The following is an 18,468-nucleotide window of genomic DNA, read 5'->3' as shown; positions in this document are numbered from 1 at the left end:
CCCCTCCCTCAGACGACCGAAAGGTCGGCGGGCGCGGTGCCCCGGACCCCTTGCAGCAGCCCGCGCGGCGTCACCACGCCGACGATCCGCCCGCCGTCCACCACGGCGACGCCCTCCTGCCCCGACCCGACGACCATCCCGATCAGCGCGTCGATGTCGGCCTCCGGGTGTGTGCGCGGCAGCGCGCCCACGTCCACCTCGGGCCGCGCCCGCGCCCAGGCGGCGGGCTCGTACATCACCGAATGCGCCTTGATGAGATGCAGCCTGGAGATGCCCGCCACGAAGTCCGCCACGTAGCCGTCGGCCGGGTTCAGCACGATCTCCTCGGCGGTGCCCACCTGCACGATCACCCCGTCGCGCATGATCGCGATGCGGTCGCCGATGCGGATGGCCTCGTCGAGGTCGTGCGTGATGAACACCGCCGACTTGCCCAGCTCCTTGGTCAGGGACCGGAACTCGTCCTGCAACTGCCGCCGGATCAGCGGGTCGAGGGCGGAGAACGGCTCGTCCATCAGGATGATCTCCGGGTCGGCGGCCAGCGCGCGCGCCAGCCCCACCCGCTGCTGCATCCCGCCCGACAGCTCGCGCGGCAGCCGCCCGGCCCAGTCCGACAGCCCGACGCGGGCCAGCGCCTCGCGCGCCACCTCCAGCCGCCGGGCCCTGGCGACGCCCTGCACCTCCAGCCCGAAGGCCGCGTTCTCCAGCACGGTGCGGTGCGGCAGCAGCGCGACGCTCTGGAAGACCATGCCGATGTGCTTGGCCCTCATGTCGCGGAGCGCCTGCCCGCGCAGCCCCGACAGGTCCTGCCCCTTGACGGTGATGCGGCCCGACGACGGCTCGATCAGCCGGTTCAGCAGCCGGATCAGCGTGGACTTGCCGGACCCCGACAGGCCCATGACGCAGAAGATCTCGCCCCGCCGCACCTGGATCGAGGCGTCCGACACCCCCACCACGCAGGAGAACTCCTGCAGGACCTCGGTCTTGCTCAGGCCCCGGTCGGCGATGGCCCGCAGCGCCGCGCGGGCGTTGTCGCCGAACACCTTCCACACCGACTGGCAGTCGATCAGGACCTCGCTGGCCGCCATCGCGCTCATCCGCCCGCTCCTTTCCAGACAGGGACGCCCCCCCGGACCCGCCGGGGGGGCCCGCCGATCACTCGGCCTTGAGGTTGGACCAGCGGCCCACCAGATCCTCGTGCGCGGCCATCCAGTCGGCGACCGCCTGATCCATGGTCGCCCCGTCCGCGACCGCGCCGTTGATCGACAGGATGTCCTCCAGCGGGACATAGACGCTGGCGAGCTGCTCGCGCGCGTGGGGCTGCTCGGCCGAGAATCCGTCGCGCCCGATCCAGTAGTAGGACTGCGCCGACGGGAACACGCCCTTCGGGTCCGCGAGGAACTTCACGTCGAACTTCTCCATCATCCACGAGGGGGTCCAGATCGCCGCGACGATCCACTCCTCCCGCTCGATGGCCGACTGGAGCGCCGCCGTCATCGCCGCCGTGCTGCCCTCCACGAGGTCCAGCTCCAGCCCGTAGGCGTCCACCGCCTCGGCGGCGTCCTGCATCAGACCCGACCCCGGCTCGATGCCGACGATCTTGCCGCCGAACTGCTCGGCGTGGGCGTTCAGCTCCTCCATGGACCCGACGGGGACGTAGCTCGGCACCACCAGCGCCTGGTACAGCCCGTGCGACACCGGCGAGATCTTCTCCAGGTCGTCCTTGAAGCGGTCCCAGTAGTCGTGCGCCGCGTAGTCCGCCTGCGCGACCATGATGTCCACGTCGCCGTTGGTCAGCGCCGAGAAGGCGATGCCCCATTCCGAGAACTCGGTCACCTCGACGGTGTAGCCGGCCTTCTCCAGCACGGCCTTGGTGATCCCGGTGATGGGCGTGAGGTCCTCCCACGTCATCGTCCCGATCTGGATCTCCTTGCCTTCCTGGGCGATCGCCGGAGCGGCCAGCGCGCCGGCGACGGCCATCGCGCCAAGCGCGGTCTGCATGATGTTCATGGATGTAACCCCTGTTGCGGTTGGATCGGGCAGGCCCGCCGCGCGCCCTCGGGGGACGCCGCGCCCCCGGCCCCGGGGGGCGGCGACGCTCTGGACGAAGGACCCTGTCGGTCTCGGCGGCCTCTGCCGGGCCGCCTTGACCGCCTGATCTACAGGTTCGGAAGCCCCAAGTCAATCTTATGTATTCAATGAATAGACAAAGACGGCGGACAGCCCCCTCCGGCGCGGATCGGACGGCCCCGCCCTCCCGCGGGGCGGGCGTCCGCCCGCCGCCGTTCCCCGGCCGACCCCCCGTGCCGCGCGGCGCGAATCACCCCCGACCCCCGTTGCGCGAACCGGCCCCGAGCGTTCGTTGCTGTCGGATTCGGTTAACCCGCCTCGGGCATCCTGGTCCCATCAGACCCAAGGAGTGCCCGACCCATGACCGACCCGATTCGCCGCCCCGTCCTCCCGCGCCTCGCCGGCGTCGCGGCCGCGCGCCTGCGCCGGATCGGCCTCCCCGGCCTCGGCGCGCGGGCGTCAGGTCGCCGCGGGCCCGTCCGCGACGCCGCGCAGGAAGACGCGGATCGCCAGGTCGAACCGCGCCTGGATCGCCGCGTCGCCCGGCAGGCTCGCCGGGTCGATCAGCACGTCGAGAGGGCTGGGCCGGATCATGTCGGCCAGCAGCGCGGCGGCGGCCCCCGTGTCGGCGATCGTCGCCTCGCCCCGCGCCACCGCCCGGTCGAGCTCGGCCCGGATCAGCTCGCGGATCGCGCCCGGCCCCTCGGCGAGGAAGGTCCGCGCCATGTCGGGCCGCTCGGGCCCCTCGGCGATCATCGCCCGCAGGACGGCCAGCGGCAGGTCGAAGGAGCTGGCGTAGGCGCGCGGCGCGAGCAGCCGGCGCAGCCGCTCCTCCAGCGGCAGGGCCCGCGCCGCGTCGTCCAGGGGTTGCACGAACTCGTGGCGGAGCCGGCTCAGGTAGGCCGCGAACAGCGCCGCGCGGTCGTCGAAGACCTCATAGACCGTGCGCTTGGACATCCCGGCCCGGCGGGCGACGGCGGCCATGGTGGTGCCGCTCATGCCCGACTCGCGAAAGACCTCGGCCAGCGCGTCGAGGATCCTCTCCCGGCGCTCCCCCGCGCCGAGAGCGACGGGACGGCCCCGCCTCGGTCGTTCGCTGTCCTCCTCGGCGGCCATCACGCCTGCCTCCTTTCCGGGCACCGGCCCGTCCGGGCGCGTCGCCCCGGACCGGATCGCGCAAGGCGCTTGCATCGCGCGGGGCTCCACGTTTATGGAACCGCAAAGTTTCATATTGCAACTCCGGGCCGCCGCACAAGGGGCCCCGCCATCCGGGAGCTTCGATCCGTGGCCCTCCTCCCCAGAACGCTCCGCCTCGCGGCGACCGCCCTGCTCGGCCCCGCCCTGCTCGGTCTTGCCGCCGCCGCCTCGGCGCAGGACGCGCCGCCGCCGACGGCGGTGACCGTCGTGACGCTGCAACCGCAGTCGGTCACGCTGACATCGACGCTGCCCGGCCGGGTCGCGGCCTCGGCCTCGGCCGAGGTGCGCCCGCAGGTGGCCGGCCTCGTCACCGAGCGGCGCTTCCAGGAAGGCAGCCGCGTCGAGGCGGGCGAGGTGCTCTACACCATCGACCCCACCACCTACGAGGCGACCCTCGCCCAGGCCGAGGCCGCCGTCGCGCAGGCCCAGGCGCAGCTCGGCGCCGCCGAGCGCGAGGCGACGCGGGTCGAGGAGCTGCGGGAGCGCGACGTGGCCAGCCAGCAGGTCTTCGACGAGGCCATCGCCGCCCGCGACGCCGCCCGCGCCGCGCTCCAGGTGGCGCAGGCGCAACTGCTGTCGGCCCGGATCGAGCTGGAGCGCACCACGATCACCGCCCCCATCTCGGGCGAGATCGGCCTGTCGCTGACCAGCCAGGGCGCGCTCGTGACCGCGAGCCAGGCCGACCCGCTGACCGTGATCCGCCAGATCGATCCCGTCTACGTGGACGTGACGCAATCGGCCGCCGAGCTTCTGGCGTGGCGGCGCGGCCAGACCCAGGCCGACCTCGACGGGGCCGACCGCACCGTGCGCCTGATCCTCGCCGACGGATCGGAGTTCGAGCACACGGGCGAGCTCACCGCCGCCGAGCCCCAGGTGGACGAGCAGACCGGCGTCGTCGTGCTGCGGATGGAGTTCCCCAACCCCGACAAGCTGCTGCTGCCGGGGATGTACGTGCAGGTCGAGATCCCCACCGGCGCCGTGGACGACGTGTTCCTCGTCCCGCAGGAGGGGGTGGGCCGCGACCGCCGGGGCCGCCCGACCGCCCTGGTCGTCAACGCCGGGAACGTGGTCGAGGAACGCCTCCTGACCGTGCTCGAGGATCGCGGCTCGGACTGGGTGGTGAGCGACGGCCTCCAGCCCGGCGACCGGGTGATCGTGGCGGGCCTGCAACGGGCCGCGCCCGGCGCGACCGTCGCGCCCGAGGAGCGGCCGGAGGAGACGGCCATGGCGGACCCGCCGGCCGGGGCCGCCGCCCCGGACGCCGCCGCCGACTGACCCAGCCCGAACCAGGGAGCCGCGCATGGCCCGCTTCTTCATCGACCGCCCGATCTTCGCCTGGGTGATCTCCATCCTCATCATGGGCGTCGGCCTCCTGGCCATCCTGACGCTCCCCATCGCGCAATACCCGCAGATCGCGCCGCCCTCGGTGACGGTGCGGGCGACCTATCCCGGCGCCTCGGCCGAGACGGTGGGCAACACCGTCACCCAGGTCATCGAGCAGCAGATGACCGGCCTCGACGGGCTGCGCTACATCTCGTCGAACTCGACCTCGGCGGGCTCGGCCACCATCACGCTGACCTTCGAGACCGGCACGGACCCGGACATCGCCCAGGTGCAGGTGCAGAACAAGCTGTCCCAGGCCACCCCGCTCCTGCCCGAGCCGGTGCAGCGCCAGGGCATCGTCGTGCAGAAGTCCTCGGCGGGCTTCCTGATGGTGATCTCGCTCATCTCCGGGACCGAGGAGATCGGGCAGGCCGACCTCGCCGACTACATGATCAGCAACCTCGTGGACGACCTCAGCCGCATCGAGGGCGTGGGCAGCGTGCAGGTCTTCGGCGGGCAGTACGCCATGCGGATCTGGCTCGACCCGTCCAAGCTCGCGGCCTTCGACCTGACGCCGGGCGACGTGGTGGCCGCCGTGTCCGAGGAGAACGCCCAGATCTCGGCGGGCTCCTTCGGGGCGCAGCCCGCGCCCCCGGGCCAGCAGCTCAACGCCACCGTCACCGCGCAGTCGCTGCTCCAGACGCCCGAGGACTTCCGCCAGATCGTGCTGCGCGCCGAGACGAACGGCGGCCTCGTCCTCCTGGGCGACGTGGCGCGGGTGGAGATCGGGGCCCAAAGCTACGACTTCATCTCGCGCTTCAACGGCCAGCCCTCAGCGGGCATGGCGATCAGCCTCGCGCCCGGGGCCAACGCGCTCGACACCTCCGATCTGGTCAAGGAGCGGCTGGAGGAGTTCGCCGGATTCTTCCCCGAGGGGGTCGAATACGTCATCCCCTACGACACCACCCCCTTCGTGGAGATCTCCATCGAGGAGGTCGTCAAGACCCTGGTCGAGGCCATCGTCCTCGTCTTCCTGGTGATGTTCCTGTTCCTCCAGAACCTCCGCGCCACGCTGATCCCGACGCTGGCGGTCCCCGTGGTGCTGCTCGGCACCTTCGGCGTGCTGGCGGCGGCGGGCTTCTCGATCAACACGCTGACGATGCTCGCCATGGTGCTGGCCATCGGCCTCCTCGTGGACGACGCCATCGTGGTGGTCGAGAACGTCGAGCGCGTCATGGCCGAGGACGGCCTCGGCCCCCTGGAGGCCACGCGCAAGTCGATGGACCAGATCACCGGCGCTCTCATCGGCATCGCGCTGGTGCTGTCGGCGGTGTTCGTGCCCATGGCCTTCTTCGGCGGCTCGACCGGCGTCATCTACCAGCAGTTCGCCATCACCATCGCCTCGGCCATGGCGCTGTCGGTCGTGGTCGCGCTGACGCTGACGCCCGCGCTCTGCGCCACGATCCTGAAGAGCAACAGCCACCCCAAGGCGCGCGGCCCCTTCGGCCTGTTCAACCGCGCCTTCGACCGGCTGACGCGCGGCTACACCGGCAGCGTCGGCTGGATCGTGCGGCGGCCCGTGCGCGTCGGGATCGTCTACGTGGCGCTCGCGGTGGCGATGGGGCTCCTGTTCGCCCGCACCCCCACCGGCTTCCTCCCCGAGGAGGACCAGGGCATCCTCCTGACCATGGTGCAGGGGCCGACCGGCGCGACCTCCGAGCGCACGCTCGACGTGGTGCAGCAGATCGAGGACTACTACCTGACGCAGGAAAGCGCGGCGGTGGAGTCGGTCTTCGGCGTGGTCGGCTTCGGCTTCGCCGGCCAGGGGCAGAACATGGCGCTGGTCTTCGTGCGGCTCAAGGACTGGTCCGAGCGCGAGGACCCCTCGCTCGCCGTGCAGGCCATCGCGGGCCGGGCCTTCGGCGCCTTCAGCCAGATCCGCGACGCCATGGTCTTCCCCATCGTCCCGCCCTCGGTGATCGAGCTCGGCAACGTGTCGGGCTTCGACTTCTACCTCCAGGCGCGCGGCGGCCAGACGCACGACCAGCTCCTGGAGGCGCGCAACCAGCTCCTCGGCATGGCGTCGCAGAGCGGCCTCATCGCCTCGATCCGCCCCAACGGCATGGAGGACGCGGCGCAGTTCCACCTCGACATCGACTGGCGCAAGGCCGGGGCCATGGGCATCTCGGCCACGGATGTCGGCAACCTGCTGTCGGTCGCCTGGGCCGGGCAATACGTCAACGACTTCATCGACCAGGGCCGCATCAAGCGGGTCTACGTCCAGGGCGAGCCCGACTCGCGCGCGACGCCCTCGGACCTGGAGCAGTGGCGCGTCCGCAACGCCTCGGGCGGGCTCGTGCCCTTCTCCAACTTCGCCGAGGGCGCCTGGACCCAGGGGGCTCAGGGGATCAACCGCTACAACGGCGTGCCCTCCATGCAGATCCAGGGCTCGCCCGCGCCGGGGGTCACCACCGGCGAGGCCATGGCCGAGATCGAGCGTCTGGCCGCCCAGCTCCCCGGTGGCTTCGCCGTCGCCTGGACCGGGCTCTCGCTGGAGGAGCGCGAGTCGGGCAGCCAGGCCCCCCTGCTCTACGCGCTGTCGCTGGCAGTGGTGTTCCTGTCGCTGGCCGCCCTCTACGAGAGCTGGAGCATCCCTTTCGCGGTGATGCTGGCCATGCCCATCGGCGTGCTGGGCGCGCTGCTGGGCGCCTGGATCGGCGGCTTCGAGAACGGCGTGTTCTTCCAAGTGGGCCTGCTCACCGTCATCGGCCTGACCGGCAAGAACGCCATCCTGATCGTGGAGTTCGCGCGCGAGCGGCAGCAGGCCGGCGAGCCGCTGCTGCGGGCCGTCACCGAGGCGGCGCGGCAGCGGTTCCGGCCGATCATCATGACCTCGATGGCCTTCTCGCTGGGTGTGCTGCCCCTGGTGCTCAGCACCGGCGCGGGCTCGGGCGGGCGCACGGCCATCGGCTCGGGCGTGCTGGGCGGCACGATCTCGGCCACGGTGCTGGGCGTGCTGTTCGTGCCGCTGTTCTACGTCGTCGTCGCGCGGATGTTCCGCCTCGACCGGACGACCCCGGCCGGCGATGCGGCGCGGCCGGCCTGATCGCCGGGCCGCCGTGGACGGAAGGACCGCCGCGCCTAGGTGCTTCCACGAACGGTTCGTGGAGGCCCAGCCGATGGAAAGATGTTGGCCGAGCAAGCGGCGCAACCCGCGCGGCCTGGATGACCCGGGCATCGGCCGTCGCGCCGCGCCGCCGCTCGTCGCCGGCGCGGCGGCGCTGGGCGGCGCCCTGGCCTGGGCCGCCCCGGCGCAGGCCCACGTGAAGTGGTTCGCGCCCTACATCGTCGGCGCGCCGCCCCAGCCCGTCGGAGCCTCGCTGACGAACCCCTGGTTCTGGACCGCCATCGTCCTCGTGCTGGCCTTCTTCCTCGCCACCCGCGCCTTCGAGCGCGGCGCGGCCGGGCAGCGCGCCCTCGACGCCATGGACCGCGCGTCGGCCCCGCTCTGGACGCGGGCCGACGACTTCATGCGGGTGGCGGTCGGCACCTTCTTCGTCGCCATCTTCGCCGTGGGCGGCATCTACCTGACCCCCGACCTCGCCACGCCGAACGAATGGGTGTCGTGGTTCCAGCTCCTCATCGCGGCGGGGGTGTTCTGGCGGCGCACCATGCCGCTCTCGGCGCTGGGCATCCTGGTCCTCTGGGCCATCGCCCTGCGCGACTACGACCTGTTCCACCTTCTGGACTACCTCGCCCTCGGCATCGGCGTGGCGGGCTACCTCGTGCTCGCCGCCTCCGACCGCCCCGCCTGGAACCGCCACCGCTTCGAGGTCCTGCGCTGGGGCGTCGCCATCGCTCTCATGTGGTCCTCGCTGGAGAAGTTCGCCTATCCCGAATGGTTCTATCCCCTGGTCGAGGAGAAGCCCTTCCTCACCTTCGGGATGCCGCGCGACGTGTTCATCCCCATGGCGGGGGTGGCCGAGTTCACCATGGGCTTCGGCCTCCTCTGGACGCCACTGGTGCGGCGGCTCTCGGCGGTGGCGCTCATCGTCATCTTCCTGTCGGCGGTCTGGCCCTTCGGGCGGGTGGACATGGTGGGCCACGCGCTCATCATGTCGACGATCTTCCTCATCGCCCTCGACCCCGAGCGGGAGGTCCACTTCATCCCCCGCGTCCGGCAGGCCCTCGCGGGGGTGCCGCTGGGCCTCGCCACCGCCATGGTGGTGTTCGTCGCAGCCTACTGGGGCACGCACCGGACGATCTACGGACCCGACGGCGACCCGGACGCCGTGGCCGCCAGCGCCGAGATGTCCACCCACTCCCACAACCCCGAGGAGCCGCACGGGCCCATGGCGCCCGGCGGGATCGGAGCGCCGCCCGACCGCGGCCCCACGGCCCCGCCCTAAAGGGACCGGCTCCGGTCCTCAGCCCGTGCGCGCTCCAGGATCGCCGGACTCGCCGTCGTCCCCTTCGTCCTCCCCGGCTTGCAGGCCCAGCGGCACGTCGCGGCCGAGATGGGTGGCCGAGGCTCCCTCTCCGACGTCCGGCAACCCCTGGGCATGGGTCTCCGACGGAACGTCGGCGTCACGGACGCCGCGACGCGCGACGCCGGGACGCGGCGGGACGGGCAGGACAGGGTCGTCGGTCATGGTGGTCGCTCCGAGAGGCTTGCGTGCCGCCCCAACCGGCGAGCGGCGGCCCTGTTCCCAAACGGTCGGTGCCGTCGCGATGTCGTCAGGCCGAGGGGCTGCCGATCAGCGTCGTCGCGCCCTCGGCCACGTTCAGCACCGCGAGGGCCCGCTCGCACTGGCCCGAGGGCAGGAAGCGGTAGGGTCCGAGCACCCCGTCGAACCCACCCTCGCGCAGGAGCCCGTCACGGTCCTGCTGCCCGATCCGGCCCAGGAGCCGCGCCATCTCGACCGCGTCGAAGGCGAGGCCGGCCACGATCCCGGCCTCGGCGGCGACCTGCTCCTCGAAGGCGAGGGCGAAGGCCTCGAAGCGGATCGGGTCGGGCGCGGCGAACCAGGCACCGCGCAAGGCCGGGTTGCGCTGGGGCTCGATGGCCGACCACTGGTCCGAGCCCAGGATCTGGACGCCGGTCCCCGCCACCGCCTGGGCGATCTCCTCGAAGGGGCCGCCGACGACCGGGAGGTAGACGGCATCGGGCAGCGCCCCTCCCGAGGCGGCGGAGAGCGAGCCGGCAAGGCCAACCGCGCTCCCGGCCACGATCGGCGGAGCCAGGGTGAGGCCAAGGCCCGGCGCGACGGCCTGCGCCGCCTGGGCCGAGCGGGCCCCGAACTCGCCCGGCGGCACGACCACCGCGACACGGCGGAGGCCCCGGGCGGCGGCGAAGCCCAGGACCGCCCGCGCCGACTGGAGCGGCGTGATGCCGAACACGAAGAGGTTGCCGCCGGCGATGGCGCTGTCGTTCGACAGGGACACGACCGGCACGCCGCGCCCCACGGCCTCGGCCACGGCGCGGGACTGGCCCGAGAAGAGCGGCCCGAGCAGCATCCGCGCCCCGCCGTCCACTGCGGCCCGGGCGGCGGCGACGGCGCTCTCCTCGGTGGTGCCGGCGTCCAGAACCTCGACCTCGGCGGCGGGGCCGACCGGGTTGCCGCCCAGGCCCGCCGCCTGCTGCATGAGCTGGCCCAGGCTGGCCGAGGGGCCCGAGACCGGAGCGAGCAGCGCCGCCTTGCCCACGGTGCCCGCTGGCGGCAGGTCGGACCCGCCCCGGCGGCCGCAGCCGGCGATCCAGGGCAGGACCGAGGCGCAGGCGAGGCCCTGCAACAACCTGCGGCGCGACGGCGCGGACCCGTCCGACGCGGAGCCCCGGACCATCCCTGCGGCAGGCCGCCGCGACCGCTTCGACATCCCCAAGCCCCCCGTGGCGAGGCGGCGACCCCTGCGGGGCCGTCGCCGTTTCCCCGAGTCTAGTGGCCCTTGCCCTTCCGAGTCGAGCGGCCGAATCGGATTGCCCATTCCACGGCCGAACCCGCGGGCGATCCAGCGACCATGGCCGGGCTGTGGCGGGGCGGCATCAGGGCGGCTTTGCGGAAGGGCGTCGATGAGATAGGGCTGATCCGGATGGGGACAGGAAGTAGCATGGCCGCAAAAGGGCAGCGTCGCCGGGCGGGCCGGGCACGGGCCGGCTTGTCCGGGGGCGCGATCGGGGCAGGTGAGGGGTGGATGGGTCAACGCGGTCGATGGAGTCTCGATGGGATCGCGGTCCCTGGATGGGCTTGGGCGCGGCGGGCCGGGTCCGGTCCCCTGGCGCGGCCGGTCCTGCCATGATCCGCCTCCTCGTCCTGCTAGCGGCGGGCCTGCTCCTCGCCCTGTCGCCCGTACTGGCCAGGGCGCAGGAGCCCGGGACCTTCGTCATCAACCTGCGCGGGGCCGACATCTCGGTCCTCGCCGCGCAGGTCTCCGAGATCACCGGCCGCACGCTGGTCCTCGCGCCGGAGGTGACGGGCGAGGTCACCGTGGTCTCCTCCGAGCGGCTCGACGAGGCGGGGGTCTGGGCGCTGTTCCAGTCGATCCTGCGCTCGCGCGGGTTCGTCGCGGTGGAGACCGACACCGTCTGGCAGGTGGTGCCCGAGGCCGAGGCCCGCACCATCGGCGGCGCGAACCCCACGGGCGCGGCCGGGACGCAGGACGTGGTGACCGAGATACTGCGCCTGTCGCGCCTGCCCTCGGCCGAGGCGGTGCGGGTCCTGCGTCCCTTGGTGGCCGAGTCCGGCTACATCGAGGCGCTGGTCGATCCCAACGCCATCCTGCTCACCGACACCCGCGCCAACGTCGAGCGCATCCTCGAGATCGCCCGCGCCTTCGACGCGGAGACCGACGAGCAGTCCGAGGTGATCCGCTTCGCCAACGCCGACGCCGCCACCGTGGGCAACGCCATCCTGGGCGTGCTGGGCCCGGCGGGCACGAGCGCGCGCCTTTCGGTCGATCCGTCCTCGAACCTCCTCCTCGTGCGCGGCACGCAGGAGGAGGTCGACGAGATCCGCGACCTCGCGCGGTCCATGGACGTGCCGCCGCTGCGGCCGCCGCAGGAGGCCGTCACCACCACCGTGTTCCGCCTCCAGTATGGCGACGCAGCCATCGTGGCCGAGATCATCCAGGGCACCTTGGGCCAGGGGACGGACATCGTCGGCGCGGCAGGGTCCGGGTTCGGCCTGGGCCTGGGCACGAATCCGGGCACGGCCGAGCCGCTGGTCGCCGCCGCCGGAGCCGGAGCCGGGGCGGGCGAGGCCGAGGTGGCGGAGGGAGGCTCCATCCCGGCCGTCGAGCAGGTCGCGGGCGGCAGCTTCGTCCCGCTGAACCGCGCCGCCGACCCCGCGGCCGTCACCGTCCAGGCCTCCATCGAGACCAACTCCATCATCGTGCGCGGCACCGCCGCGCAGGTGCAGGAGGTGGGCAACCTCGTCCGCGCGCTCGACGTGCGCCGGCCGCAGGTGATGATCGAGGCCGCCATCGTCGAGGTCTCGGGCGACGTGGCCGAGCGGCTGGGCATCCAGCTCGGCTTCGCCGAGGCGGCGCAGCCGGGCGGCGTCGCCGCCACCTCGTTCAGCAACGGCGGCGTGTCGATCCAGAACGTGCTGACCGCCATCGGCGCGCCGGCCGAGGTCGCGCTGTCCACCGGGCTCACGGTCGGGGCGTCCAACGACGACTTCGGCATCCTGGTCCAGGCGCTGTCGCAGTCGAGCCAGGCGCGGCTGCTGTCCACGCCCTCGGTCACGACGCTGGACAACGAGCCCGCGACCATCGTCGTGGGCCAGAACGTGCCCTTCCGCACGGGGAGCTTCGCCACCGACGGCAACACCGTCACGCCCTTCACCACCATCGAGCGGCGCGACGTGGGGATCACCATGAACGTGGTGCCCCGGATCACCGCCGGCGGGGTCGTGCAACTGGAGATTGAGCAGGAGGTGTCGAGCCTCGTCAACGCCAACGTCGAGGGTGCGGCCGACCTCATCACCAACCGCCGGGTCATCAACACCACGGTGCTGGCCGACAACCGGGGGACCGTGGTGCTGGGCGGGCTCATCACCGACGACCAGACCTCGCAGGACCAGAAGGTGCCGGGCTTGGGCGACGTGCCGGTGCTGGGCAACCTGTTCCGGTCCCGCAACGACAACCAGACGAACCGGACGCTGTTCGTGTTCCTCCGCCCGACCATCCTGCGCGACCAGAACGACATCCGCCAGGCGGCCGAGGACCGCTACACCCGCCTTCGCGCCGCCGACGCCACCGAGCCGCCCCGGACCATCCTGGGCGAGCGCGAGGTCCGCAGCCTGCCGCTAGAGATCCAGGGGCTCTACTGACCGGCGCGGCCCCGACGGGGCCAGCTCGCCGAGGCCGCGCCGGGATGGCCATGGGGGCCCAAGGCGGCGTCCGGGGCGCGGGCGCACCTTTCCCCTCCTGCGGCCGCAGGGCCTTGCCGGGGCCCTCGCGTCCTTTCGGGGGGAACGCCCCGATTCGCGGTGCCTCAAGGATGACAGGAAAAGGTTAAGAGTCGGTCAACGCGCTTGGCCCGTCATCCGGTGCCTGGGAGCCCGGACGGCCGGCGCGGCCCGACCCCTCGCGTCGGCGCTCCAGGCCGGACAACGGCCCGGAGCGCCGGACGAGGGTCACGGCACGGCGGCGTGGTCGTGCGAGCCGTGGGCGTGGCCGGCGTCGGCCGGCATCGCCTGGGCTGGAGGAGCGGTGGCAGCATGGCCGGAATGGTCGTGCGCGGCCTCGCTGCCATGCGCGGCGTGGTCGTGAGAGCCGTGGTCGTGCGCGCCATGGTCGGCGGTGGCGAGGGCGGCGGCCTCGGCCTGCGCCTGCTCCACCGCGACCAGCTTCCGGTCCTCCTCGGCGAGGTAGGCCATCAGGATGTCCACCTCATCCTCTCCCAGGCCGATGCTGGGCATCCGTATCCCCGGATAGTCGGCATCGAGAGCGACGGCCACGGGGTCGCCCGCCGTCAACATGGCATCGGGCGCGAGGATGAACCGCCGGAGCCAGTCGGGATCGCGCCGCAGGGTCACGGACGCCAGGTCGGGCGCCAGCCGCACGCCCTCGCCGATCGTGTGGCAGGACGCGCATCTCCCCAGGAACAGCGCCTCGCCGAAATCGGGCGAATGATATTCCGGGCTGGCCGACGCAGAGGCCGGCGCCGGCGGCGCCGTCCATTCGGGGTCGAGCTCCAGGATCGACTGGAGCGCGACCGTCAGGCTGCCCATGGCCGACGACCGCCGCCAGACGCCGGTGCTGGCGTTGCCGATCACGAAGTCGGAGCGGTGCTGCTCCAGGGCCTCGCTGCGCTCGCCCAGCTTGTAGCGGATCGCGTCGATGTCCTCGCGCGTGCCGGTGAGGAAGGTCCAGCCCTTGTCCACGTTGAACGCCTTGGCGAAGGTCCTCAGGTCCTCGGGCGTGTCGTTCTCCGGGTCGAGCGTGATCGAGTAGAAGAAGATGTCGCGTCCCATCCGCTCGCCCAGCCAGTCGTAGACCTGCGCGAGCCGGGCCGTCCCCACCGAGCAGATGTTGGGGCAGTCGGTGTAGATGAAGGTGATGACGACGATCCTGTCCCGGAGCAGGTCGTCCCAGAACCGCACCGTCTCGCCGTCCTGTGTGACGAGCGGGCGGTTGGTGAAGTAATCCGCGTCGCGGATCTCGTCGGCGGCCTGCGCCGTGGTGGCGGCCAGGGCGAGGGCCAGCGCCCCCGCCCATCGCCGCAGGTTCATGCGGTCCCGTCCCATGATGCCCCCTCAGGTCGGTGCCGTGCTGGGGAAGGGCTCGAAGTCCGGGTGGAACGGATTGCCCTCGGGCAGCAGCTCGGGCGTCACGTAGGTTACGCCGTCCGGTGTCGGGTTGGGCGTCGGGATGACCGACACGTGGGTCTGCGAGTTCTTGGGATTGTTCGGGTCGGTCAGGATGTCGTAGCGCAGCAGCATCGCCGCATCCTCGTGGGCGGTGTTGTGGCAGTGCATGACGTAGGCGCCGCCGTACTCGCCGAACCGCACCTGGATGCGCACGTCGCCGTTCGTGCCCAGCCGCCAGACGTCCTTGCGGGAGTTCCGCTCGATCGCCGAGAGCGGGGTTGCCCCACGGTCGATGGTGCGGCCCTCCTCGAAGTGGAGGTGCACCGGGTGATCCCAGCTTCCCGCCGTGTTCCGCAGGATCCAGTGCTCCACCTCGCCCGGCTTGGGCACCAGGAACGACACCCGGTTGGCGACGGAGCCGTAGGTGCCTTCGCCATTGATCCGTATTCCGTAGGGGAACTCCGGCCGGATGGTCTCGTCCGGGCAACTGGGGAGGCACTCGCCCGTCACCGGATCGCGCGGCGAATCGGCGCCGGACTTGAACTCGATCACCCGGACGCGGGTCGGCTCGACGATCGGGATCAGGTCGGTCAGCTTGGCCGGCACCTGGCTGAGATCCCTGGTCGGGGTCCGGTGGATCACGCCGGGCACATCGACGCTGGCGACCTGCGACACGATCCGGAATTCGAGGGCCGCGCCCACCGCCGGATCGCCGGTCACCCGGCCGCTCAGCGCGTCGGCGACGCTGCGCGTCTGCTTCGGACGCTGGCCGACCTCGTGCTCCATCAGGTTGACCAGCCGCAGCTTGGAATTGACCGGCATCCCCGTGAAGTCCACGATCACGTCGAACCGCTCGCCCACCCCCTGCGGGTCGATCTGCGTGACCGTCACCGGCGCGGGCAGGAAGTTTCCATCGGTGGCGATCACCTTCATCGGCACGAGCTGGTTGGCCGAGTTGACGAGCGCGAACCTCCAGAACCGCGCCATGCCCGCCGCGAGGATGCGGAAGCGGTACTTGCGCGGGAGCACCTCGAAGTAGGGCTTGTAGGCGAAGTTGACGAGGACCTGGTCACCCACGAAGCCCTGGACATCGAAGATGTCGAAGAAGAGCTGGCCGTCCTGGTCCCAGACGGCGTCGCTGAAGGCCAGGTTCACGTCGAAGTCGATGTTGCCCCAGTCGAGCAGCGAGCCCGAGGGGAGCCTCAGGTTGACGCCGTCGCTCAGCACCTCGTTGCCGCGGTCGGGGCCGCTGTAGTAGTTCAGCATCCCCATGTGGCCCTTGTAGACGTTCTCGGCCGTGTAGAAGAAGCGGTGGTCGTGGAACCAGAGAGTGCTCTGCAGCTCCCGGTAGTCGCCCGGAACCTGGACGAGGCCGCCCTTGCCGTCCGGGCCCGAGGCGCGCTTAGCCGCATTGGTCACATTGGGCACACTGGGGGTCGGCATGTCGGCCCGCGCTAGCGTCGTGGTCCAGTGGTAGTCGTAGAACTGGCCGGGGAAGAAGTGCGCGTTCGACGCGCCGTCGCCGGTCGAGGCGTTGTGGCCGTTGTGGTTGTGGGTGGATTGGCTGTTGCTGCCGAAGCCGCCGTTGTCGGCCTCCTCGAGCGGCAGGTTGTTGTAGTGGCGGAAGATCACCGGCTCGCCGTAGCGCACCTTGATGAGCGGCGGCGCGCCCCCCTCGGCCATGCGGCCCGCGCCGAAGGACCAGACCTTGTTCTCGGCCTGATGGGGCAGGTCCTTGTGGAAGCAGAAGGTGTCGTCGGGCGGGCAGCCCAGCGACATCACGTAGGCCTTCTTGGGCAGGTATTCCCGCCACCGCTGCTGGCCGAAGTATTCGCCCGGAGGCCGGCCCTCCATCGGCCCCCGGCCGGTCAGCGGATTGACATGCTGGGTCCCGCCCGTGGCCGTGAAGTCAGTGTGCCACGACAGCCTCCTGGCGTCGGGCTCGCCCGAGCCGGCGGGGAAGCGGAGGTCCACCTCGGTCCCGCGCGTCCTCGGGGTCAGCGGCATCGGCGTCTGCAACGCCAAGCGCTGCAAGGGCTGGGTGAAGGGCTGGACCCCGAACGTCGGGCTCCTCGGCGCGCCGGTCGGCACGGCGGCCTCGACCTTGCTCGGCGCGAACGGGCTGAGGCCGTTGGTCATGGCCAGCGCGCCACCGGCCGTGAAGATGCCCCACTTGAACAGCTCGCGGCGCGAGACCTCTCCGATGGAGAGCGCCTTGACGATTTCGCCACGGTTGCGCCGTGCGTTCTCTGCCTCGCGCTGGCGGGCGCGGGAAGCCGATCGTTGCAAGTACATTGCACACCCCCTTGACGTCGCGCGGGTCGCGACGCGACGCATAACCTTGAACCCGAACCCCAAGGCCCCGTGGTTCCCCCCCGCGGCCTCCGATGCCCATGCTGCCATTTTGTGGCCATAATCATGGGCCGCAATACGTAATACTACTTACTTGAAACGGCCGAATTGGCGCTTCGTCCTTGTAATTATGGCGATAATGTGGCGAAGCCCGGTCCATTGGCACGTGACGGCGACGCACTGTCGCGGGCGAGGTCGATCAAAACGGCGGCACGCGCTCCCGCCGTGGGCGGATCAACCGGCCTCGATCAGGTCCAGCTCGACCCGTCGCGGCGCTACGCCGGTGAATCCGCAGCTCCGGCAGCCGCTCCCGCCGCAGTCGGGGCAGGTCGTCCGGGCGAGATTCTGCGCCAGCACGCCGCGCAGCACGTCGGCCACGATGTAATCGGGCACCCCGAGGTCCACGAGCCGCGTCGCCGCCCCCTTGGCCGACCGCGTGTGCAGCGTGGACAGGACCATCCGCCCGACCTGCGCCGCGCGGCAGGCGATCTCGGCGGTCTCCGCGTCGCGGATCTCGCCTACCATCACCACGTCGGGGTCGTGGCGGAGGATCGCGCGCAGCACCCGCGCGAAGGAAAGGCCGATTTCGTCCTGCACCTGGACCTGCTGGACGCCGGGCAGGCTGTATTCGATCGGGTCCTCGACCGTCACGATCTTGCGGCGGATCGAGTTGAGATGCGCCAGCGCGGTATAAAGCGTCGTCGTCTTGCCCGAGCCGGTCGGCCCCGTGACCAGGAACAACCCGTTGGGCAGCTCGATCAGCCGGGTGACGCGCGCCACCATCGCCGCATCGAAGCCGAGCTGGTCCCAGCCCAGCCGCAGCGCCTGGGGGTCGAGCACGCGGAGCGCCGCGCTCTCGCCGTGGCGGGTGGGAAGGCAAGACAGCCGGAAGTCGATCCTGCGCCCCGAGAACACGCCCGAGAACCGCGCGTCCTGCGGCAGCCGCCGCTCGGCGACGTTGGCGCGCGCCATGACCTTCAGCCGGGCGAAGACCGACGTGGCCGAGACCCCCGGATCGCCGGGCCGGAGCGACAGCACGCCGTTGATCCGCATCCGCACCGCGAATCCCACGGGCTCGGCCTCGAAATGGATGTCGGACGCGCCCATCGCCACGGCCTCGGCCAGCGTCTCGTTGACGAAGCGGATCACCGGGCCGTCGCCGCCGGCTCCCTCGCCTCCGGCCTCCGCCTCGCGCGTGGGGCCGGCCTCCGCCACGCCCGCGCGCGCCGCGTCGGCGTCCTCGGCCAGCAGCGCGCGGATCGTCCGCAGGAGCGCGCCGCAGGGCGAGATCGGGCGGTCGAGCAGGAACGCCAGCTCCTCGCGCTGCGCCACGTCGGCGGGGTCGGCCATCAGCACCGGCACCGGCCCCGCGCCGTCGGCGATGAGGGGGACGGCGGCGCGGCTCCGCAGGAAGGGCTCGGTCAGCCGCTCCGCCGCCGCGCGGTCCACGACGATGCCATGGCTCCGGGCGTCGGCGACGAAGGGCAGCCCAAGCGCCTCGCACAGGACCGGGAGCAGCGCCTCCTCCTCGACCGTCCCACCGTCGAGAAGGACCCGGTGCAGCGCTCGACCCTCGCGCCGCGCCATCTCCTGCGCGCGGCGCAGATCGCCCGCGTCGAGCACGGCCTCGGCCTCCAGCCGCGCGGCCAGGGCGTCGTCGAGCGAGATCACGTCCTGAAGCACCCGATTGCTCCGCGCCGCCTGGGCCACTACTGTT

The 18,468-nt window shown here is 71.9% G+C and carries 12 protein-coding genes; 4 read left to right on the top strand and 8 right to left on the bottom strand.

Annotation, left to right across the window (positions count from 1 at the left end):
• Nucleotides 1-8 precede the first annotated feature (8 nt).
• The 3 genes from J2Z33_RS10095 to J2Z33_RS10085 form a co-directional block, all read right to left on the bottom strand.
• Nucleotides 9-1,085 (bottom strand): quaternary amine ABC transporter ATP-binding protein, encoded by a 1,077-nt coding sequence (locus J2Z33_RS10095; protein ID WP_209840493.1) that lies wholly within the window; start codon nucleotides 1,083-1,085, stop codon nucleotides 9-11.
• Between the two features lie 67 nt (nucleotides 1,086-1,152).
• The gene (locus tag J2Z33_RS10090) at nucleotides 1,153-2,007 is read right to left on the bottom strand and encodes a glycine betaine ABC transporter substrate-binding protein (protein WP_209840443.1); all 855 of its coding nucleotides are present in this window, start codon (nucleotides 2,005-2,007) and stop codon (nucleotides 1,153-1,155) included.
• A 519-nt stretch (nucleotides 2,008-2,526) separates the two neighbouring features.
• Entirely contained in the window at nucleotides 2,527-3,183 is a 657-nt protein-coding gene (locus J2Z33_RS10085) for a TetR/AcrR family transcriptional regulator (protein ID WP_209840441.1), read from the bottom strand.
• 168 nt (nucleotides 3,184-3,351) lie between these two features.
• Between J2Z33_RS10085 and J2Z33_RS10080 the strand changes: the two genes are divergently transcribed.
• The 3 genes from J2Z33_RS10080 to J2Z33_RS10070 all read left to right on the top strand — a co-directional run bounded on the left by J2Z33_RS10080 (nucleotide 3,352) and on the right by J2Z33_RS10070 (nucleotide 8,996).
• Nucleotides 3,352-4,539, top strand: coding sequence for an efflux RND transporter periplasmic adaptor subunit (locus J2Z33_RS10080; protein WP_377109927.1), 1,188 nt, complete (start codon nucleotides 3,352-3,354; stop codon nucleotides 4,537-4,539).
• Nucleotides 4,540-4,564: 25 nt separating this feature from the next.
• Nucleotides 4,565-7,693: an efflux RND transporter permease subunit gene (locus J2Z33_RS10075; RefSeq protein WP_209840439.1), complete on the top strand. Its 3,129-nt coding sequence runs from the start codon at nucleotides 4,565-4,567 to the stop codon at nucleotides 7,691-7,693.
• Nucleotides 7,694-7,766: 73 nt separating this feature from the next.
• On the top strand, nucleotides 7,767-8,996 hold the full coding sequence (locus J2Z33_RS10070; RefSeq protein ID WP_245218744.1) for a DUF305 domain-containing protein: 1,230 nt from the start codon (nucleotides 7,767-7,769) through the stop codon (nucleotides 8,994-8,996).
• Between the two features lie 18 nt (nucleotides 8,997-9,014).
• On the opposite strand, the gene J2Z33_RS10065 is transcribed toward J2Z33_RS10070, so the two are convergent.
• Complete coding sequence (locus tag J2Z33_RS10065) at nucleotides 9,015-9,239, bottom strand: hypothetical protein (protein WP_209840437.1); 225 nt, start codon at nucleotides 9,237-9,239, stop codon at nucleotides 9,015-9,017.
• Between the two features lie 85 nt (nucleotides 9,240-9,324).
• Nucleotides 9,325-10,464 carry a penicillin-binding protein activator gene (locus J2Z33_RS10060; protein WP_209840435.1) on the bottom strand — a complete coding sequence of 380 codons (1,140 nt, stop codon included), beginning with the start codon at nucleotides 10,462-10,464 and terminating at the stop codon, nucleotides 9,325-9,327.
• 416 nt (nucleotides 10,465-10,880) lie between these two features.
• Here J2Z33_RS10060 and gspD point away from each other — a divergent pair, with 416 nt between their 5' ends.
• Nucleotides 10,881-12,917 carry a type II secretion system secretin GspD gene (gene gspD, locus J2Z33_RS10055; protein ID WP_209840433.1) on the top strand — a complete coding sequence of 679 codons (2,037 nt, stop codon included), beginning with the start codon at nucleotides 10,881-10,883 and terminating at the stop codon, nucleotides 12,915-12,917.
• 306 nt (nucleotides 12,918-13,223) lie between these two features.
• Here the strand turns inward: gspD and J2Z33_RS10050 are convergent, their stop codons facing one another.
• From J2Z33_RS10050 to J2Z33_RS10040, 3 genes are all read right to left on the bottom strand, one after another.
• On the bottom strand, nucleotides 13,224-14,336 hold the full coding sequence (locus J2Z33_RS10050; protein WP_209840430.1) for an SCO family protein: 1,113 nt from the start codon (nucleotides 14,334-14,336) through the stop codon (nucleotides 13,224-13,226).
• 9 nt (nucleotides 14,337-14,345) lie between these two features.
• Nucleotides 14,346-16,694 carry a multicopper oxidase family protein gene (locus J2Z33_RS10045; RefSeq protein WP_209840428.1) on the bottom strand — a complete coding sequence of 783 codons (2,349 nt, stop codon included), beginning with the start codon at nucleotides 16,692-16,694 and terminating at the stop codon, nucleotides 14,346-14,348.
• 291 nt (nucleotides 16,695-16,985) lie between these two features.
• Nucleotides 16,986-18,434 (bottom strand): GspE/PulE family protein, encoded by a 1,449-nt coding sequence (locus tag J2Z33_RS10040; RefSeq protein WP_209840426.1) that lies wholly within the window; start codon nucleotides 18,432-18,434, stop codon nucleotides 16,986-16,988.
• Between the last annotated feature and the right edge of the window lie 34 nt (nucleotides 18,435-18,468).

The organism is Rubellimicrobium aerolatum, from assembly GCF_017872975.1.
GTDB classification, from domain to species: Bacteria; Pseudomonadota; Alphaproteobacteria; order Rhodobacterales; family Rhodobacteraceae; genus Rubellimicrobium; species Rubellimicrobium aerolatum.
Note: the sequence above shows the minus strand (reverse complement) of the source record. Positions and strands in the feature narration are given on the sequence as shown.